The sequence below is a fragment of the Kitasatospora sp. NPDC088391 genome (assembly GCF_044753345.1).
GTDB lineage: Bacteria > Actinomycetota > Actinomycetes > Streptomycetales > Streptomycetaceae > Kitasatospora.
The window spans coordinates 372,281-388,506 of the sequence record NZ_JBIVNB010000001.1 but is presented as its reverse complement, the minus strand read 5'-3'; the positions used below and the strand labels follow the sequence as shown (position 1 = coordinate 388,506).

Annotated in this window: 15 protein-coding genes; 4 read left to right on the top strand and 11 right to left on the bottom strand. The window is 75.1% G+C overall.

Annotated elements, in window-relative coordinates:
- Positions 1–20: 20 nt before the first annotated feature.
- Positions 21–821: a hypothetical protein gene (locus tag ACIQBJ_RS01645; RefSeq protein ID WP_400701663.1), complete on the bottom strand. Its 801-nt coding sequence runs from the start codon at positions 819–821 to the stop codon at positions 21–23.
- Positions 822–953: 132 nt separating this feature from the next.
- Here ACIQBJ_RS01645 and ACIQBJ_RS01640 point away from each other — a divergent pair, with 132 nt between their 5' ends.
- Positions 954–1,631 (top strand): response regulator transcription factor, encoded by a 678-nt coding sequence (locus ACIQBJ_RS01640; RefSeq protein WP_400701660.1) that lies wholly within the window; start codon positions 954–956, stop codon positions 1,629–1,631.
- The gene (locus ACIQBJ_RS01635) at positions 1,624–3,102 is read left to right on the top strand and encodes an ATP-binding protein (RefSeq protein WP_400701657.1); all 1,479 of its coding nucleotides are present in this window, start codon (positions 1,624–1,626) and stop codon (positions 3,100–3,102) included. Before ACIQBJ_RS01640 ends, ACIQBJ_RS01635 begins: the two co-directional genes overlap by 8 nt.
- Here the strand turns inward: ACIQBJ_RS01635 and ACIQBJ_RS01630 are convergent.
- Positions 3,084–3,707: a dihydrofolate reductase family protein gene (locus ACIQBJ_RS01630; RefSeq protein ID WP_400701654.1), complete on the bottom strand. Its 624-nt coding sequence runs from the start codon at positions 3,705–3,707 to the stop codon at positions 3,084–3,086. The genes ACIQBJ_RS01635 and ACIQBJ_RS01630 overlap by 19 nt on opposite strands.
- A 75-nt stretch (positions 3,708–3,782) precedes the next feature.
- Positions 3,783–4,238, bottom strand: a complete 456-nt coding sequence (locus ACIQBJ_RS01625; protein ID WP_400701652.1) for a MarR family winged helix-turn-helix transcriptional regulator — start codon at positions 4,236–4,238, stop codon at positions 3,783–3,785.
- Between the two features lie 89 nt (positions 4,239–4,327).
- Between ACIQBJ_RS01625 and ACIQBJ_RS01620 the strand changes: the two genes are divergently transcribed.
- Together ACIQBJ_RS01620 and ACIQBJ_RS01615 are read left to right on the top strand one after the other, a co-directional pair.
- Positions 4,328–5,251, top strand: a complete 924-nt coding sequence (locus ACIQBJ_RS01620; protein ID WP_400701650.1) for a zinc-binding alcohol dehydrogenase family protein — start codon at positions 4,328–4,330, stop codon at positions 5,249–5,251.
- A 296-nt stretch (positions 5,252–5,547) separates the two neighbouring features.
- Entirely contained in the window at positions 5,548–7,635 is a 2,088-nt protein-coding gene (locus ACIQBJ_RS01615) for a HelD family protein (protein ID WP_400701648.1), read from the top strand.
- On the opposite strand, the gene ACIQBJ_RS01610 is transcribed toward ACIQBJ_RS01615, so the two are convergent.
- The 8 genes from ACIQBJ_RS01610 to ACIQBJ_RS01575 all read right to left on the bottom strand — a co-directional run bounded on the left by ACIQBJ_RS01610 (position 7,632) and on the right by ACIQBJ_RS01575 (position 16,195).
- On the bottom strand, positions 7,632–8,159 hold the full coding sequence (locus ACIQBJ_RS01610) for a hypothetical protein (protein WP_400701645.1): 528 nt from the start codon (positions 8,157–8,159) through the stop codon (positions 7,632–7,634). The genes ACIQBJ_RS01615 and ACIQBJ_RS01610 overlap by 4 nt on opposite strands.
- A gap of 191 nt (positions 8,160–8,350) precedes the next feature.
- Positions 8,351–8,731, bottom strand: coding sequence for a BlaI/MecI/CopY family transcriptional regulator (locus ACIQBJ_RS01605; RefSeq protein WP_400701642.1), 381 nt, complete (start codon positions 8,729–8,731; stop codon positions 8,351–8,353).
- Positions 8,732–8,795: 64 nt separating this feature from the next.
- Complete coding sequence (locus ACIQBJ_RS01600) at positions 8,796–9,722, bottom strand: carbohydrate kinase (RefSeq protein ID WP_400701639.1); 927 nt, start codon at positions 9,720–9,722, stop codon at positions 8,796–8,798.
- Positions 9,723–9,827: 105 nt separating this feature from the next.
- Positions 9,828–11,846, bottom strand: coding sequence for a glycoside hydrolase family 32 protein (locus tag ACIQBJ_RS01595; protein WP_400701636.1), 2,019 nt, complete (start codon positions 11,844–11,846; stop codon positions 9,828–9,830).
- A 38-nt stretch (positions 11,847–11,884) separates the two neighbouring features.
- The gene (locus ACIQBJ_RS01590; RefSeq protein ID WP_400701633.1) at positions 11,885–12,865 is read right to left on the bottom strand and encodes a glycosyl hydrolase family 32; all 981 of its coding nucleotides are present in this window, start codon (positions 12,863–12,865) and stop codon (positions 11,885–11,887) included.
- Between the two features lie 104 nt (positions 12,866–12,969).
- Positions 12,970–13,893, bottom strand: a complete 924-nt coding sequence (locus tag ACIQBJ_RS01585; protein ID WP_400701630.1) for a carbohydrate ABC transporter permease — start codon at positions 13,891–13,893, stop codon at positions 12,970–12,972.
- Between the two features lie 3 nt (positions 13,894–13,896).
- Positions 13,897–14,805 (bottom strand): carbohydrate ABC transporter permease, encoded by a 909-nt coding sequence (locus tag ACIQBJ_RS01580; protein WP_400701627.1) that lies wholly within the window; start codon positions 14,803–14,805, stop codon positions 13,897–13,899.
- Between the two features lie 97 nt (positions 14,806–14,902).
- Entirely contained in the window at positions 14,903–16,195 is a 1,293-nt protein-coding gene (locus ACIQBJ_RS01575) for an extracellular solute-binding protein (protein ID WP_400701624.1), read from the bottom strand.
- Between the last annotated feature and the right edge of the window lie 31 nt (positions 16,196–16,226).

The following is a 16,226-nucleotide window of genomic DNA, read 5'->3' as shown; positions in this document are numbered from 1 at the left end:
CTGAAGACCTGAAGGCGTCCTCAGGAAGCGCGGCCCGACCGGGCCCGCCGCTCCACGAGCACCGCCCGCAGCACGGCGCCGGCCACCACCGCACCCAGCACCAGGCTCACCGGGCCGGTCCCCAGCCCGAGGCCGCCGCGGGCCGGACCGACCCCGGCCCAGTCCGCGAACGAGGCGCCCAGCGGGCGGGTCAGCACGTACGCCCACCAGAAGGCGGGCACCGGCGGCAGCCCGAAGGCCCGGTGGCCCAGCGCGGGCACCGCGATCAGCGCCGCGAACAGCCCGCCCGAGGCCAGGTAGCCCCAGCCCAGGGTGGCCGCCGTCAGGTCGCCCACCGCCGTGCCGAGCGCGAAGGTCGTCAGCACCGCCGCCCAGTACCAGACCTCCCGGCGCCCGCCGCGCACCTCCGCGACGGCGAGCGTCCCCCCGGTGCGCCGCCAGAGCGCGAACACGGCGGCCAGGACCAGCGCGAACACGGCGGCCGAGACGGCGTACGGCACGCCCAGCGCGACGTGCGCGACATCGGCGGCCATCGTGCCGAACACGCTGACCAGCACCACCGCCGTCCAGTACACGGCCGGCCGGTAGCGGTCGGCCCGGGCCTGCGCCAGCAGCGCCGCCGCCAGCAGCACGGCCGCGCCCGCCACCGCCGGGACCGGCCCGAGCGTGCGGGCCAGCCAGTCCGAGGCGGTCTCGCCCAGACCGGTGGTGAGGACCTTGACCGTCCAGAACCCGGCGGTCACCTCCGGCACCTTGCTCCACGGCCGGACCGGCGCCCCGTCAGGACGCCGTTCGGTGACGGTCGTTGTGGTGGCGCTCACGGCGCAGCGGCTCCTCTCCCGGTCCGCACCGCGCGGACGACCGGCCCAGCATGGCCGGGGCGCGCTGAAGAGTTGCTGAAGACCTGAAGGCTTCTTCAGGATTCCGGCCCGGCGGCCTGCGACCCTGGGGGCATGCGCGTACTGGTGGTGGAGGACGAACGGCGGCTGGCCCTGGCCATCAAGCACGGGCTGGAGGCCGAGGGGTTCGTCGTCGACATCGTCCACGACGGCCTGTCCGGCCTGGCCCGGGCCACCGACCACGCCTACGACGTGGTCGTCCTCGACATCATGCTGCCCGGGCTGAACGGCTACCGGGTCTGCTCCCGGCTGCGGGCCGCCGGGAGCGACGCCGGCATCCTGATGCTGACCGCCAAGGACGGCGAGTGGGACGAGGCCGAGGCGCTGGACACCGGCGCCGACGACTACCTGTCCAAGCCGTTCTCGTTCGTGGTGCTGGTGGCCCGGCTCAGGGCGCTGGCCCGGCGGATCGGCTCCCGCGCGCCCCGCCGCACCGTGCTGGGCGACCTGGTGGTCGACTCCGCCGCCCGCACCTGCACCCGGGCCGGGGAGCCCGTCGCCCTGACGCCCCGCGAGTTCGCCGTCCTCGACCACCTGGCCCGGCGGGCCGGGGAGGCCGTCTCCAAGCGGGAGATCCTGGAGGAGGTCTGGGACAGCGGGCCCGACAGCGACCCCAACACCGTCGAGGTCCACATCAGCGCGCTCCGCCGCAAGATCGACACCCCGTTCGGGCGGGCCGCCGTGCAGACCGTGCGCGGCGCCGGGTACCGGCTGGCGGCCGACGGTGGCTGAGCGCGAGCCTGCGGCGGCCGGGCGGGCGGCGCGGGCCCGGGCGGCGTTGCGGGGGTTCCTGGCCCGGCCCCGGGTCGCCGCCGCCGTCGACCGGCTCGCGCCGCGCTCGGTCCGCACCCGTACCACGCTCGCCGCCTGCGCCAGCGTCGCCGTCGTGCTGCTGGCCGCCTCCGCCGCCGTCCTGCTGCTGCTCCGGGTCAACCTGCAGCGCACCGTCGAGGACGGGGCCCGCGAGCAGGCCCGGGTGGTGGCCCGGCTCGCCGCCGACGACCGGCTGCCCGACCCGATCCCGCTCGACCACGGCACCGACTTCGTCCAGGTCACCGACCGGAACGGGGCGGTCCTCGCCGCCAGCCAGAACCTGGCCGGCCGCCCCGCGCTGACCCCCGCCGGCACCGACGACGGCCACGACACCTTCGACCTGGGCGTCCTCGGCGACCAGCACCACCAGCGCGTCAGCACCCTCACCGCCGACACCCCCGCCGGGCCCGTCACCGTCCGGGTCGGCGCCTCCCTGCACACCGCCGACACCGCCGAGGACCTCACCACCGCCGCGCTCGCCGCACTCAGCGCCCTGCTGGTCGCCACCGTCGGCGTCCTCACCTGGCGCACCACCGGTCGGGCGCTGCGCCCGGTCGAGGCGATCCGCTCCCGGGTGGCGGCCATCGGCGACCGCGAACTCGACCGCCGCGTCCCCGAACCCGCCGGCGACGACGAGATCGCCCGCCTCGCCCGCACCATGAACGCGATGCTGGACCGGCTGGAGGCCGCCGGGGTCCGCCAGCGCCGCTTCATCGCCGACGCCTCGCACGAACTGCGCAGCCCGCTCGCCGTGCTGCGCACCCAGCTCGACGTCGCCCACACCCACCCCGACCCGGAGGTCCGCGCCGCCATGGTCGAGGGCGCCCGGCAGGACACCGAGCGCCTCCAGTCGCTGGCCGCCGACCTGCTCCTGCTGGTCCGGCTCGACGTCACCGGCGACGACGGGCCGCGCACCGCCGTCGACCTGGCCGAACTGGCCCGCACCGCCGCCGGGGCCCGCGGCCCGCTGCCGGTGGCCGTGACCGGTCCGGCCGCGCTCACCGTCACCGGCAACCCGCTCCGGCTGGGCCGGCTGCTCACCAACCTGCTCGACAACGCCCGCCGGCACGCCCGCTCCCGGATCGAGGTCCGGTTCGCCGCCGAGGACGGCCGGGCCGTCCTGGAGGTCGCCGACGACGGCCCCGGCATCGCCCCCGCCGACCGCGAGCGGATCTTCGAACGGTTCACCCGGCTCGACGACGCCCGCAGCCGCGACGACGGCGGCACCGGGCTCGGCCTCCCGATCGCCCGCGACATCGCCGCCCTGCACGGCGGCACCCTCACCGTCGAGGACGTCCCCGGCGGGCCGGGCGGCGCGACCTTCCGGCTGGTGCTGCCGCTCGCTGCCCCCGAAGGGCCGTCGGGCGGTGGTCAGTCCTCCGGGCGGTAGTCGGCCATGTCGCCGGTCGCCGGGACGCCGTCGGCGATCGCGTAGCGCAGGAAGACCGCCCCGCGCGGGCCGGCGGCGGGCGGCTCCAGCAGCCGGAGGTTGGTGGGGACGGCCCCCTCCGCGAACACCTTCTTGCCGGTGCCGAGCACGATCGGGTGCACCAGCAGGTCCAGCCGGTCGAACAGCTTCTCGCGCAGCAGGGTCTGCACCAGGTCCAGGCTGCCGACCACCTTCACGTGCTCGTGCTTCTCCCGGATCTCCCGCACCGCCGCGGGCAGGTCCGGCCCCAGCTGCACCGAGCCGGCCCAGGGCAGCTCGATCCGGCTGCGCGACGCCACGTACTTCGGCACCCGGTTGAACAGCTCCGCGAACGGGTTGTCCCCGGCCTGCGGCCAGTAGGCGGCGAAGATGTCGTACGTCCGCCGCCCCAGCAGCAGGGCGTCCGTCCCCACGTACGACTCGTCGATCTGCGCCCCGGCGACCTCGTCCATCAGCGGGACCTGCCAGCCGCCGAACGCGAAGCCCTCCGGGTCCTCGTCCGGCCCGCCCGGCGCCTGGCCGACCAGGTCCAGGGTGGTGAACAGCTCGATGTGGATCAGGCCCATGGTGTGCTCCCAGCGCGTCGGATCGTCCGACCGGTCACTCCGGTCCCCTGTGCGGACGGACCGGGGCGCGCGAACTCATCGGTCCGCGACGGACCGGTCCGTCCCGGCCCCGTGCAGGCGGGTCAGCAGGGAGAGCAGCTGCTCGCGCTCGGCCGGGGAGAGCGGGGCGAGCAGTTCGGCGTTGGCGGCCTCGGCGAGGGCCGCGCAGCGGGCCAGCACGGCGGCGCCCTCGGGGGTGACGGTGACGGCGTTCTTGCGGCGGTCGGAGGGGTGCGGGCTGCGCAGGACCAGACCGGCCCGCTGAAGGTGGTTGAGCAGCCCGACCACGTCCTTCGGGTCGACGGCCAGCCGACGGCCCAGCTCGGCCTGGGTGACCGGCCCGTACTCGGCGGTGGCGGCCAGCACCGCGTGCTGCATCAGCTTCAGGCCCTCGGCGGCGATCGCGTCGGCGACCAGGCTCCGGCCCCGGGCCGCGACCCGGCCGACGAGCCACGAGGGCAGGCTCTGGATGTGCTGGAGGTCCGAGGTCATGCGGGCAGTCTAGCGAAAGTCGTTGGACTTCCCCACGACTTCGCCCTATCGTTGGGACATCCAATGAATTTCGACCGGGGGAGGTCCCTGTGCTGCGCATCCGTCACCAGGCCGACGGCGGGGCCGGGTTGCTGCGCGCCGAGCGGGTCCGGCGGCCCGAGCCGGGCGCCGGGGAACTGCTGGTCCGGGTCCGGGCGATCGGGGTCACGCTGCCCGTCGTGCGCCGACTGCGCGGCAGCGCCGGGCCGGTGCCGCTCGGCGGCGAGGTCGCGGGCGAGGTCGCCGCGCTCGGCCCCGGCGTCACCGGCTTCGCCGTCGGGGAGCGCGTCACCGGGCTCTGCTTCGCCGACGCCTACGCCGAGTACGCCGTCCTGGGCGCCACCATGGCCTCCCGGATTCCCGACCGCGCCACCGAGGTCGAGGCCGTCGCCCTGGTCCGCAGCGGCCTGGTCGCGGGCGGCGCCCACGCGGCGGCCCGCCCCGAGCCGCACGAATCGGTCCTGGTCACGGCGGCGGCCGGCGGCGTGGGCACGCTGGCCCTCCAGTACGCCCGGGCCGCCGGGGCGTCGCGCGTGGTCGCGGCCGTCGGCAGCGCCGACAAGGCCGGTTTCGTCCGGGCCCTGGGCGCCGACGCGGTCGTCCACTACGGGGACGCCGACTGGGGCGGCCCGTACGACGTGATCCTCGACGGCGTCGGCGGCGACCTGCTCACCCCCGCCGTCCGCGCCCTCGCCCCCGGCGGCCGACTGGTCGCCTTCAGCTCCGGCGGCGGCACCGTCGAGGCGTACGAACTCCTGCTCCGCGGCGCCTCGGTGATCGGCTTCCAGATCCGCGCCCTCGTCACCGGCCACCCCGAACTCCACGCCCGCCGGCTCCGCGAACTCTGGCACCTGCACGCCACGGGAGCCCTCCGCCCCGCCGTCCACGCCGAGATCCCGCTCACCGGTGCGGCCCGCGCGCACGCCCTCCTCGAAGAGCGCCGCAACCTCGGCAAGGTCGTCCTCGTCCCCTGACCCGGAGTTCCGCCGACCCCCGCGGTCGGCCCGTGCCCGCCTTCCGGTCCGGCGCCGATTCCCGGCAGTCCCCGGGAGTTTCCCGCCGGGCTCTCCCGGCAGTTCGGGGGCGGGGCCTGACGGGGCGTCGGGAAGCGGCGGAAATGCGAATGCGGGGGGTGGGCGGGGCTTCCGGAATTCGTCGGAAATGCGTGCGGGCGGAAATGGCGGGACACATCCGCGGAGGGGAAGTCAACATTTACTTTCCCGGGGGCGCTCTGCATAGTGGTGGGTCGAATCGAGAGGGGGGCTCTTCCTTGTCGGAGATCCACGGCGACGCCGGGCAGCAGGTGGAGCTGGAGCGGGTGCAGGTGGCCGCGATCGGCGAGCTGTTCGACGAGCGGCTGGTCGGGGCGCGGGCGCGGTTGCGGGAGGTGCTCGCGGCGACGGCGGACGGCGCGGGCGCGGTGTACGAGCGGGAGGTGGCGGCCGGGCGGCTGGCGGGGGAGGTGCGGCGGCTGGAGGGGGCCGAGGGCGGGCTGGTGTTCGGCCGGATCGACCTCGCGGACGGGACGGCGCTGCGGATCGGGCGGCTCGGCCTGCAGCGCGACGGGGACGAACTGCCGGTCCTGGTGGACTGGCGGGCGGAGGCGGCCCGCTCCTTCTACGAGGCGACCCCGGTGCACCCGATGGGGCTGCGCCGCCGCCGCCACCTGAGCGTGGCGGGCCGCACCGTGGTCGGGGTGAGCGACGAACTGCTCGACGGCTCGGCCCCGGAGGACGGGGACGTCCTCGGCGACGGCCCGCTCGCGGCGGCGCTGCAGGCCCGCCGCACCGGCCGGATGGGTACGGCGGTCGCCACCCTCCAGGTCGAGCAGGACGCGATCGTCCGCTCCCCGCACCGCGGGGTGACGGTCGTGCAGGGCGGCCCGGGCACCGGCAAGACCGTGGTGGCGCTGCACCGCGCCGCGTACGTGCTGTACGCGTTCCCGAAGGCCGCCGAGCGCGGCGTGCTGGTGCTGGGGCCGAACGCCCGCTTCCTGGACTACGTCTCCCAGGTGCTGCCCTCGCTCGGCGAGAACGACGTCGTCCTGGCGACCTGCGAGGAACTGGCCGGGGTCCGGCCCGGCGCCGCCGACGGGCCCGCGGCGGCCCGCCTCAAGGGCGGCGCCGGACTGGCGGAGGCGCTGGCCGCCGTCGTCCGGGCCCGGCAGGCGCCCGACGGGAGGTTCGCGGTCCGGATCGGGCAGGAGTGGGTCCGGCTGGACGCGACGGAGGTCGCCGGCGCGCGCGAGGCGGCCCGGATCGGCGGGGCCGCCCACAACCGGGCGCGCGGACTGTTCCTGGAACTGCTGGTCGACGCCCTGGTCGACACACTGGCCCGCGACACGGCCCGGACGCTGGAGCGGCTGGACGCCGAGGTCGCCCAACTCACCGGGATCGACCTGGACAAGATGGCCGCCCGGGACCTGCACCACCTCGGCCTGGACCCCGAACCCGCCGGCGGCGGCGAGGAGTTCGACGCCGACGCGGTCCGGGACGCGCTGCTGGACGACGCCCACCTCGACCGGGCCGTCGAGGAGCTCTGGCCCCGGCTGACCCCCGGCGGGGTGGTCGACGCGCTGCTCGCCGACCCCGCCGCACTCGCCGCCCACCTGCCCGGACTCACCGACGCCGAACGGGAGTCGCTGCTGCGCACCCCCGGCGCGCCGTGGACCGGGGCGGACGTGGCGCTGCTCGACGAGGCGGCGGCCCTGGTCGACGGCCCGCCCGCCCGGGACTACGGGCACGTCGTCGTCGACGAGGCCCAGGAACTGACGGCCATGCAGTGGCGGACGGTGGTGCGCCGCTGCCCGTCCCGGTCGATGACGCTGGTCGGCGACTTCGCCCAGGCGGGCCCGGCGGCGACCGCCCGGGACTGGGACGAGGCGCTCGCCCCGCACCTCGGCCGGCGCTACGACCTGCGCACCCTGACCGTCAGCTACCGCACCACGCGGCAGATCCTGGCCACCACCGCGGAACTGCTCCGCCGGATCGCCCCCGGGCAGCCGCCGGTCCGGTCGATCCGGCAGGGCGACGAGCCGCGGACCGTCGCGGCGGACCGGGAGCGGCTGGTCGACGTGCTCCTCGACGAGCTCCGGGCCCAGGCCGCCGCCCACCCGGGCGACCTGCTCGGCGTGGTCTGCGCCGACGACCGGGTGCCGGAACTGGCCGCCGCCGGCGTCGAACGGCACGCCCGCCTGGTCCCGGCCTCCGAGGCGCGCGGCCTGGAGTTCGACGAGGCCGTGGTCGTCGACCCGGACGGCATCGCCACGGCCCGCCCGGCCGGCGAACGCGACCTCTACGTCGCCCTGACCCGCGCCACCAAGCGCCTGTGCACCCTCCGCCCGGACGCGAACGCCTAGTCGGCGGGCCCCGGTCGGGCGGGGCGGGCGGTGGGGCGGGCGGCCGGGGCGCGGCCGCGGACCTTGCGGGAGACGGAGGCGGAGCTGCCGAAGTTGCCGTCCTGGCCGAGCGAGGCGTGCATCCGGCGCAGCAGGGAGCCGAGTTGGGCGCGTTCGCCGCGGCTGAGCGCGACCATCAGGCCGTCCTGCACGGCCTCGGCGTCGGTGTGCAGCGCGGCCAGCGCGGCCTCCCCGGCCGGGGCCAGCAGCAGCACTTCCTGGCGCCCGCCCCCCAGCTGCACGGCCATCGTCCGGACCAGCCCCAGGGCGAGCAGGTCGTCCAGCACCGCGGCCGGGGCGGCCAGGTCGGCCCGGCCGTGCGGGCCCGCCCGGTGGAGCACCGTCAGCACCTCGCGGTGCGCCCGGCTGCTGCCGCGGGCGGCCAGCCGCTCGTCCATCCGGGCCTCGGCCTCCCGGGCCAGCGCGGAGAGCAGGTGGACGGGCTGCTCGAAGGGATCGGACGACTCTCTCCTGCTGTCGAACAAGCCGGGTCCAATCGCGGGAACGGGGCGGCGCGCTCCCGGCGCTGACGGCCGGACAGGGCACGGCGGCAGGCCGGAACCGCGGCGGGGCGGGGCCGGTGAGGTGAAGGTGCCCTCACTCTAGTGAGCGGGAGGGCCGCCGGTCTACATCGATGTCGTCCGACCGCCGCCGGGCCCGCCGGGGCGCGGGGCCGTCAGGAGGCCCGGTCCGCCTCGTCGAGCAGGGCGCGCAGGGCGCGCTCGTCCTCGGCGGAGAGGGCGGAGACGAAGCGGCGCAGCACCAGGCCGCGGTCCTGCTCCTTCTCCAGTTCGCGGCGCATCCGGCCGGCCGCCAGGCCCGCCGCGTCGGCGACCGGGGCGTAGGCGAAGGAGCGGCCGGGGCGGGTGCGGGTGAGCCGCCCGCTGTCGTGCAGGCGGGCCAGCGTGGTGGCGACGGTGGTGCGGGCCAGCGGCCGGCCGAGCGCGGCCTTCACCTCCTGGGCGGTGAGCGGGCGCCCCGCCGCCCACAGCGCCGCCAGCACGTCGGCGACCAGTTCGCCGTGCGGCCGCCTGCCGTCCAGGCCGTCGATCGACATGCTTCTCCCGTCCCGCGTCCCGCTCCCCGACAGGTACCGGAGCCCCATGATACTTAGGTTTGCCTCATCTAACCTCATGCTCCGTCGGAAGCGCTGCGGCGGCGGCCAGTTCGGCGGCGGTCGGCGGATTGGCCCCCGCCCGGGACACCGTGACCGCGGCCGCCGCCGCGGCCGTCCGCAGTGCCGCCGCCAGCTCCGCCGGGCCGGGGCGGCCCGGGGCGAGCGAGGCCAGCAGCGCCGACATGAAGGAGTCCCCGGCGCCGACGGTGTCCACCACGGTGGTCGGCGGGGCCGCCACCCGGACCTCCCCGTCGGCGCTCAGCGCGAACGCCCCCGCGCCGCCCAGCGTCACCACCACCGCGGCCGGGCCGAGCGCCAGCCAGCGGGCCGCGCTCTCCCGCACCGGCACGCCCGGGTACAGCCAGGCCAGGTCCTCGTCACTGGCCTTCACCAGGTCGCTCAGCGCCACGCACTCCTCCACCGCCGCGACGCCCGCCGCGTGTTCGCCGAACAGCGCGGGCCGCACGTTCGGGTCGTAGGAGGTGCCGGCCCCGCCCGCCCGCGCCGTCCGCAGCAGTTGCCGCGCCACCGCCGCGCCGGGCGCCCGCACCGAGGCCAGCGACCCCAGGTGCACGTGCCGGGCCGCCGGCACCGCCACCGGGGCCAGGCTCCACTCCACCGCGAACGCGTACGCGGCCCGCCCCTCGCCGTCCAGCGTGACGACCGCCGTCGGCGTCGCCACCTGCTGCCCGTCCGTCCGCACCACGACCCCGCCCGCCGCCAGGTGACGGCGGATCAGCTCGCCGTACGGGTCCGCACCGAGCTGGGTCAGCAGGGTCACCGACCGGCCCAGCCGGGCCAGCCCGTAGGCGACGTTGGCCGGGCTGCCGCCCGGGTACGGGTGGTCGGGACGGCCGGGGACGCGGACGATGTCGGCGACGCACTCGCCGATGACGAGGAACTCGGTCTCCGTCGGGGTGGGCTCTGCCATGGCGCTCGGCTGCTCCTGGATCGCTGGTGGAAGGTGAGTGTCGAGAATGGGGGGCGGGCGGCGGGTCCGGCAACCGGACGCGCCGCCCGGGGTGCTGACCGGCCGTCAGTCGCTCAGCACCACCTGGTCGACCATCAGGTGCCCCCACCCGCCGGTCGCGTCGTCCCGGACCTGCAACTGCGCGGTGCGCCCCCGCAGGTCCGTCAGGTCCCAGTCGACGGGGCGCAGCGCCCCGCCGTCGGCGCCGGTGGCGGTGCGCACGGGCTGCCCGTCGACCAGCAGGCTGACGGCGGTCGCGCCGGGCCCGCCCAGCGGATGGTTCCCGCCGGCCACCAGCAGGTGCAGGTGGTCGCGGTCGAGGGTGAACGGCGGCGAGGTCAGGGTGCCGGTGGCGGCGTCCCGGCCGGCGAAGGTGTCCAGGACGGCCGCGCCGACCGAGCCGGGCAGCCGCTCGGCGGTGGGGGCGGTCCCGGCCAGGTCGCCGGTGCCGGTCCAGCCGGGGGCGTACCCGCCGCCCTCGAAGTCGGCGAGCAGCCGGGCCGGGCGCTGGGCGAGGTCCTGGTACTCGGTGACGGTGAGGTGCGCGAAGGTGGCGGGGCCGCCGGCGGTGAACAGCTTCAGCCCGTCGTCGGCGGGGTCGGCGAACACCTCGTCGGAGTGGACGTAGCGGCCGTCGTCGACGAAGTACTCGACGCTGGTGCGGTCGACCAGCACCGTCAGGTGCGCGGTGGTGCGGGCCGGGTCCCACGGGGCGTGCGACTCCAGGTGCGCGCCGTCCGGCGACGGGTTGCCGGTCCCGCCCCGGTTCAGGTAGCTGACGTCGTGGTAGATCCCGGCGTCGGCGTGCCGGGCGCCGTCGGCGGAGACCCGCAGCTGGACGCCGAGGTTGTCCAGGGCGCTCCAGCTGACGTCGGCGTCCAGCCGGTACGCGGTGCCCCGGTAGGGCAGCGTGCTGAGGCCGTTCACCTGCACGGTGCCCAGGTCGAGGGTCCGGGCGGCGTGCCCGGCGAGGGCCGGGACCGGGCGGGAGGCCAGCGCGTAGCCGTCGGGGTAGTGCTTCAGGTCGAGCTGCCGGGTGATCGCGTCGGTGCCGTTGAAGCCGTCGGCGGCCCAGGTCGGAGTGGTGTACGGGTAGGTCCAGTTGTTCAGCCAGGCGGTGGCGTACCGGTGGTCGAGCGGGGCGGCCGGGTCCTCCCAGGTGACGCCCGCGTACCAGTCGAAGCCGTGGTCGAGCCACTGCGGGGCGGCGGTGTCGGGGGTGAAGGAGGTGCCGTCGAAGCCGCCGGTCCAGTAGGCGTAGGTGTTGGGGGCGCCGGTCAGGTAGCCGTTGGCGCTGGCGCCCAGCACCCAGTGCGTGGTGCCGTCGTCGGCCCGCATCCGGAACAGGTCGGGGCACTCCAGGGTGCCGAGGCCGGGGTGGACGGAGTCGGAGGCCCAGGTCCAGTTCTTCAGGTCGGGCGAGGTCCAGAGGCCGATCCGGTCGCCCTCGGCGAGCAGCGCGACCCAGCGCTGGCGGTCGCCGTCCCAGACCAGCTTGGGGTCGCGGAAGTCCTTGCGGCCGCCGTTGGGCAGCACCGGGGCGTCGCCGTAGGGGCGGAAGTTCCGGCCGCCGTCGGTGGAGTACCAGAGGAACTGGGCCTGCGGGCCGGAGGCGTCGGCGATCTGCGCCGGGGTGGGGTGGTCCATCTGGGTGACCAGCATGACCACCGCCCCGGCGCCGAACCCGGCGGTGTTGCCGGTGTCGACGACCGCGGAGCCGGACCACAGGTCGTAGTTGGCGTTGGTCTGCTTCGGCGCGGCCACGCCCTGGTCGTGGAAGGCCACGCCGTCGGTGCTGGTGGCCTGCCGCCAGGCGGTGCCGATCGCCCGCCCGTAGTCGGCGTTGTAGAGGTAGTAGGAGTGGAAGGCGCCGTCGAACCAGACCGGCCGCTGCGGGTCGTTCTTCCAGTGGTCGGGGACGGTGAAGTGGTAGACGGACCGGTAGCTGTCCGCGGCCCGGGCCGGAGTGGGGGCGGCCCGGCCCGGGGCGGCCACGGCGGCGGCCGTCAGCAGCAGTCCGCACAGGGCGGCGAGGCCGGGCCGCAGGGCGCGGCGGGGCCGGTGGAGCGAGGAGCGCGGGGTCATGCTCGACTCCTGGGTGGGGGAGGAGTGGTGACGGATCGTCAGTTGGCGTGCGAGGAAGCGGGGTTCAGGGTTTCGGCGGTCAGGTGGCGCCCGTCCCAGGACACCGGCATCGGGTCGCTCACCCCGCCGGCGAAGCCGCCGTCGGGGCCGGTGTGGTGGAAGGCCAGCAGGGCCCAGGACCCGTCGCGGCGGCGGACCAGCTTGCCGCTGTAGTAGCGGTCGTCGGTGACCTGCCGGGCGGCGTCGAGGTCGAACGGGCCGAGCAGGCTCTCCGCGGGGGCGGCCCAGACGCCGCCGCGGGTGCCGGTGGCGCGGCGGCGGTCGGAGGCGTGCTCGGCCAGGCAGGAGAACAGCAGCAGCGGCCGGCCGTCGACGATCTCGGTCTGGGTGACCTCCAGTTGGCCGAAACCGTGCGCGGTGGGCGCGGACAGCGGCGGCCGCAGCTCCCAGTGCCGCAGGTCGGGCGAGACGGCGTGGCCGACGACGCCGCGTTCGAAGGCCGGGCCGGCGGTGGCCCGGGCGGTGATCAGCATGTGCCAGCCGTCGCCGTCCGGGTCGGGGAAGACCCACGGGTCGCGGAACGCCTCGTCGTGCCACTGGCCGCTGTCGAGGGTCTCGTAGTGGGCGGGGTCGGCGCTCAGCACCGGGTTGGCGCCGTACTTGTGCCAGGTCGTCAGGTCGTCGGAGGTGGCGTAGCCGATCCGCTGGACGTTCTTCCCGCCGGGCGCGCGGGTCGAGCCGGTGTAGAACAGGAACCAGGTCCCGTCCGGGTGCCGGACCACCGAGCCGGTCCAGGTGGCGAGGTCGTCGAAGGCGGGGGCGTCGGCGCGGACCAGCGCGTCCGGGACGCGGGTCCAGTGCGTCAGGTCGGTGGAGACGGCGTGCCCGATCGAGGCCCGGTAGTGCCGGGCCTCCGGGTCGTGCAGGGCGCGCGAGGCGTACAGGAAGAACAGGTGGTGCCGCTCGCCGTCGTCGGCGAACCAGAAGTCCCAGACCCAGGAGTCGGGCAGCGAGAACATGGGGGCCTTTCGGGCAGGCCGCGCGGACCCTCGGCCGCGGCGGGGCGGCGGGGCGACGGGGCGGCGGGGTCGGCGCGGGGGAGAGGGAGAGGGGAAGGAGGGCGTCAGCCCTTGACACCGCTCGCGGCGACGCTGCTGACGAAGGCCCGCTGGAAGGCCAGGAAGACCACCAGCACCGGCAGCGTGATCATCGACGTGTACGCCATGACCTCGCCCCAGGCCGGGTTGTCCTGGAAGAAGTACTGCATGCCTACCATGACGGGGCGCAGCTTCTCGTCCTGGACCACCATGGTCGGCCACAGGTACTGGTTCCAGGCGGGCAGGAAGGTCAGGATCGCCACGGTGGCGAAGGCCGGGCCGGACAGCGGCACGACGATCCGCCGGTAGACGGTGAACCAGCCGGCGCCGTCGATCCGGGCCGCCTCGTCCAGCGAGGTCGGGATGGTCGAGAAGTACTGGCTGAACAGGAAGACGGAGAAGGAGTTCGCCACGAACGGCAGGATCTGCACCTGGTAGCCGTCCAGCCAGCCGATGTCCCAGACCACCGCGCCGTCCTGGAGGAACACGATCGGCAGGTGCGCGACCCAGTACACCAGCGGCACCGCGATGGTCTCGAACGGGACGATCAGGGTGGCGATGACGACGGCCGTCACCAGGCCCCGGCCGCGCCAGCGCAGCCGGGACAGCGCGAAGCCCGCCATCGAGTTGACGACCAGTCCGAGGCCGACGATCGCCACCGTCACGAACAGCGAGTTCAGCAGGAACCGGCCCACCGGCACCCGGTCGAAGACCGCCCGGTAGTTGTCGACGCCGATGTCGCCGACCGGCAGGAAGGCCCGCCAGCCGCCGATGTCGGACAGCAGCTGCCCGTCCGGCTTGAGGCTGGAGACGAACATGAACACCAGTGGGAACAGGAAGAACACCGCCAGCCCGACCAGCACCAGGTAGGACCACACCCGGCGCCGGCGGCGCAGCTGCCGCTCGGTCGCCCCGGTGCGCGCCCGCGGCGCGCGTGCGTTCTCGGCCATGGGTCAGTCCTTGTCGCGGGTGAGGTGGCGCTGGATCAGCGCGACGGCGAGCACGATCACGAAGAAGACCAGGGACAGCGCGGAGCCGTACCCGATCTGCTGCTGGCGGTAGCCGGTCAGCACCGCGTGGTGGACCAGCGTGGTGGTGGAGTCGACCGGGCCGCCCTGGGTCATCACGTCGATCTGCACGAACAGGCCGAGCGCGGCGATGGTGATGGTGATCAGGACGAAGATCCTGGTCGGGCGCAGGCACGGCCAGGTCACGTCCCGGAACTGCCGCCAGGTCCCGGCCCCGTCCATCCGGGCCGCCTCGTACAGCTCGGCCGGGACGGTCTGCAGGCCGGACAGCCAGATCAGCATGTGGAAGCCGACGGCCTGCCAGATCGACAGCACGATGATCGCGAACAGCGCGGTGTCCGGGTTGTTCAGCCACGCGGTGCCCTGCCAGGCGCCGAAGGTGACCGAGTCGATGAAGGAGTTCACCACGCCGTTCGGCTGGTACATGAACTTCCACAGGATCGACACCACGACGATCGAGGTCACCACCGGGACGAAGAAGATCACCCGGAACGCGGTGACGCCGCGGATCTTCTGGTTGACCAGCAGCGCCAGCAGCAGGCCGAACCCGGCCTGCACCGGCACCACCACCGCCGCGAAGGCGAAGGTGTTGAACAGCGAGCGGAAGAACGCCGGGTCGACGGTGAACGCCCGGACGAAGTTGTCCAGGCCGACGAAGCGCAGCGGCTCCGGGGAGACCAGCCGGGCGTTGGTGAAGGACAGGGCGAAGCCCAGCAGCACCGGCACGATCAGGAACGCCAGCAGCAGCAGGACCGCGGGCGACACCATCGCCAGGCCGGCGCCGGTCTCGCCGCGCCGGGCGGAGCGCCGGGAGGGGCTGCGAGCGGGGGCCACAGGGGGTACGGGGGTCATGGGGGTGAGGCCTTTCCGGCGGCGGGGTCCGGCGGCCGGGCGGGGGGTACGGGCCGCCCGGCCGCCGTCCGCCGCCGCGTCAGTTGCCGTAGCCGTTGTTCGACTTGATGTCGCTGTCGATCGCCTGCACGGCGGTGTCCAGGGCCGGCTTGACGGGGGCGCCGTTCATGATGTCCTTCGCCGCCTTCTCGAAGCCGGTCGAGACCACCGGGTAGCCGGGGGTGGCGGGGCGGGCCAGCGCGAACTTCTGCGACAGGACGGCGAACTGGCGCAGCGCGCCGTTCGGGCCGAAGTACTTCGAGGCCGCGGTGGCGCCCGCGGTGGCCGGGATGACCACCTGGCTGTCCGCGAACTCGGTCAGGTACTTGTCCTGGAAGCTGAACTCCAGGTACTTGCGGGCGCCCTCGGACTGCTCCTTGCCGCAGCCCGCCGAGATGCCCCACTGCCAGGAGCCGCCGCCGATCCGCGCGCCCTTGCCGAAGTCGACCGGCGGGAGGATCAGCAGGTCGGAGCCGACCTTGTCGAGGGCGTCCTTGGCGTTCCAGACGCCGGTGTAGCTGAGCGCGACCTTGTCGTCGATGAAGTTCTGGTTGCCGACCGGGCCGTCGCTGTTGGCCCAGCCGTTCTTGAACGCCTGCTGGAACCAGGTGAAGAAGGACACCGCCTCCGGCCCGTTCAGCACGCCGTCGGCGGACTTCATGGTGCCGCGGTCGATCTCGTCGCCGCCCGCGCTCCGCAGCATCGGCGAGTAGGCGTAGCTCCACCACTCGCCCTTGTCGGCGGCCCCCAGGTCGAGCGGGGTGCGGTAGCCGGAGTCCTTCAGCCTGCCGACCGCGGTGTCGAACTCGGCCAGCGTCCACGGCTGTTCGACGGTCGGGATGCGGATGCCGTTCTTCTCCAGCACCGACTTCCGGGCGAAGACCGACAGCGCGGCGTCCCAGTAGCCCGCCGAGTAGACGGTGCCCTTGTACCGGCCGACGGCGGTGGGCAGCAGCGAGTCGGTCAGCCCGCCGGGCAGCCCGAGCGGCTGCAGGTAGCCGGCCCAGGCCCAGTTGGGCATGATCGGGCCGTCCATGTCGATCAGGCAGGGCAGCTTGTGGGCGGCGGCCGCGGCGGTGATCGCGTCGTTGTACGAGCCCTGCGGGAAGTTCTGCTGGACGACCTGGTACGTGCTCTGCGAGCCGTTGAAGTCCTCGATGATCTTCTTGTAGACGGCCAGCTCGCCGGGGTTGCCCGCCGAGTGGGTCCACATGGTGATCCGGGTCGGCCCGCCGTCGGCGGCCGCGCCGTCGTGTCCGGCCCGGGCACAGCCGGTGAGCGCGACCGTACCGAGCAGGCTCGCCGCTGCTACCATCGCGAGGGGATTGCGCACAGGTGGTCCCTTTCCGGGGGCCGACCGCCAA

Bases quoted from the DNA above. Each gene is read 5' to 3' on its own strand.
- ACIQBJ_RS01640 (WP_400701660.1), top strand. From the start codon at position 954: ATGCGCGTACTGGTGGTGGAGGACGAACGGCGGCTGGCCCTGGCCATC.
- ACIQBJ_RS01630 (WP_400701654.1), bottom strand. From the start codon at position 3,707: ATGGGCCTGATCCACATCGAGCTGTTCACCACCCTGGACCTGGTCGGC.
- ACIQBJ_RS01625 (WP_400701652.1), bottom strand. From the start codon at position 4,238: ATGACCTCGGACCTCCAGCACATCCAGAGCCTGCCCTCGTGGCTCGTC.
- ACIQBJ_RS01605 (WP_400701642.1), bottom strand. From the start codon at position 8,731: ATGTCGATCGACGGCCTGGACGGCAGGCGGCCGCACGGCGAACTGGTC.
- ACIQBJ_RS01600 (WP_400701639.1), bottom strand. From the start codon at position 9,722: ATGGCAGAGCCCACCCCGACGGAGACCGAGTTCCTCGTCATCGGCGAG.
- ACIQBJ_RS01595 (WP_400701636.1), bottom strand. From the start codon at position 11,846: ATGACCCCGCGCTCCTCGCTCCACCGGCCCCGCCGCGCCCTGCGGCCC.
- ACIQBJ_RS01590 (WP_400701633.1), bottom strand. From the start codon at position 12,865: ATGTTCTCGCTGCCCGACTCCTGGGTCTGGGACTTCTGGTTCGCCGAC.
- ACIQBJ_RS01585 (WP_400701630.1), bottom strand. From the start codon at position 13,893: ATGGCCGAGAACGCACGCGCGCCGCGGGCGCGCACCGGGGCGACCGAG.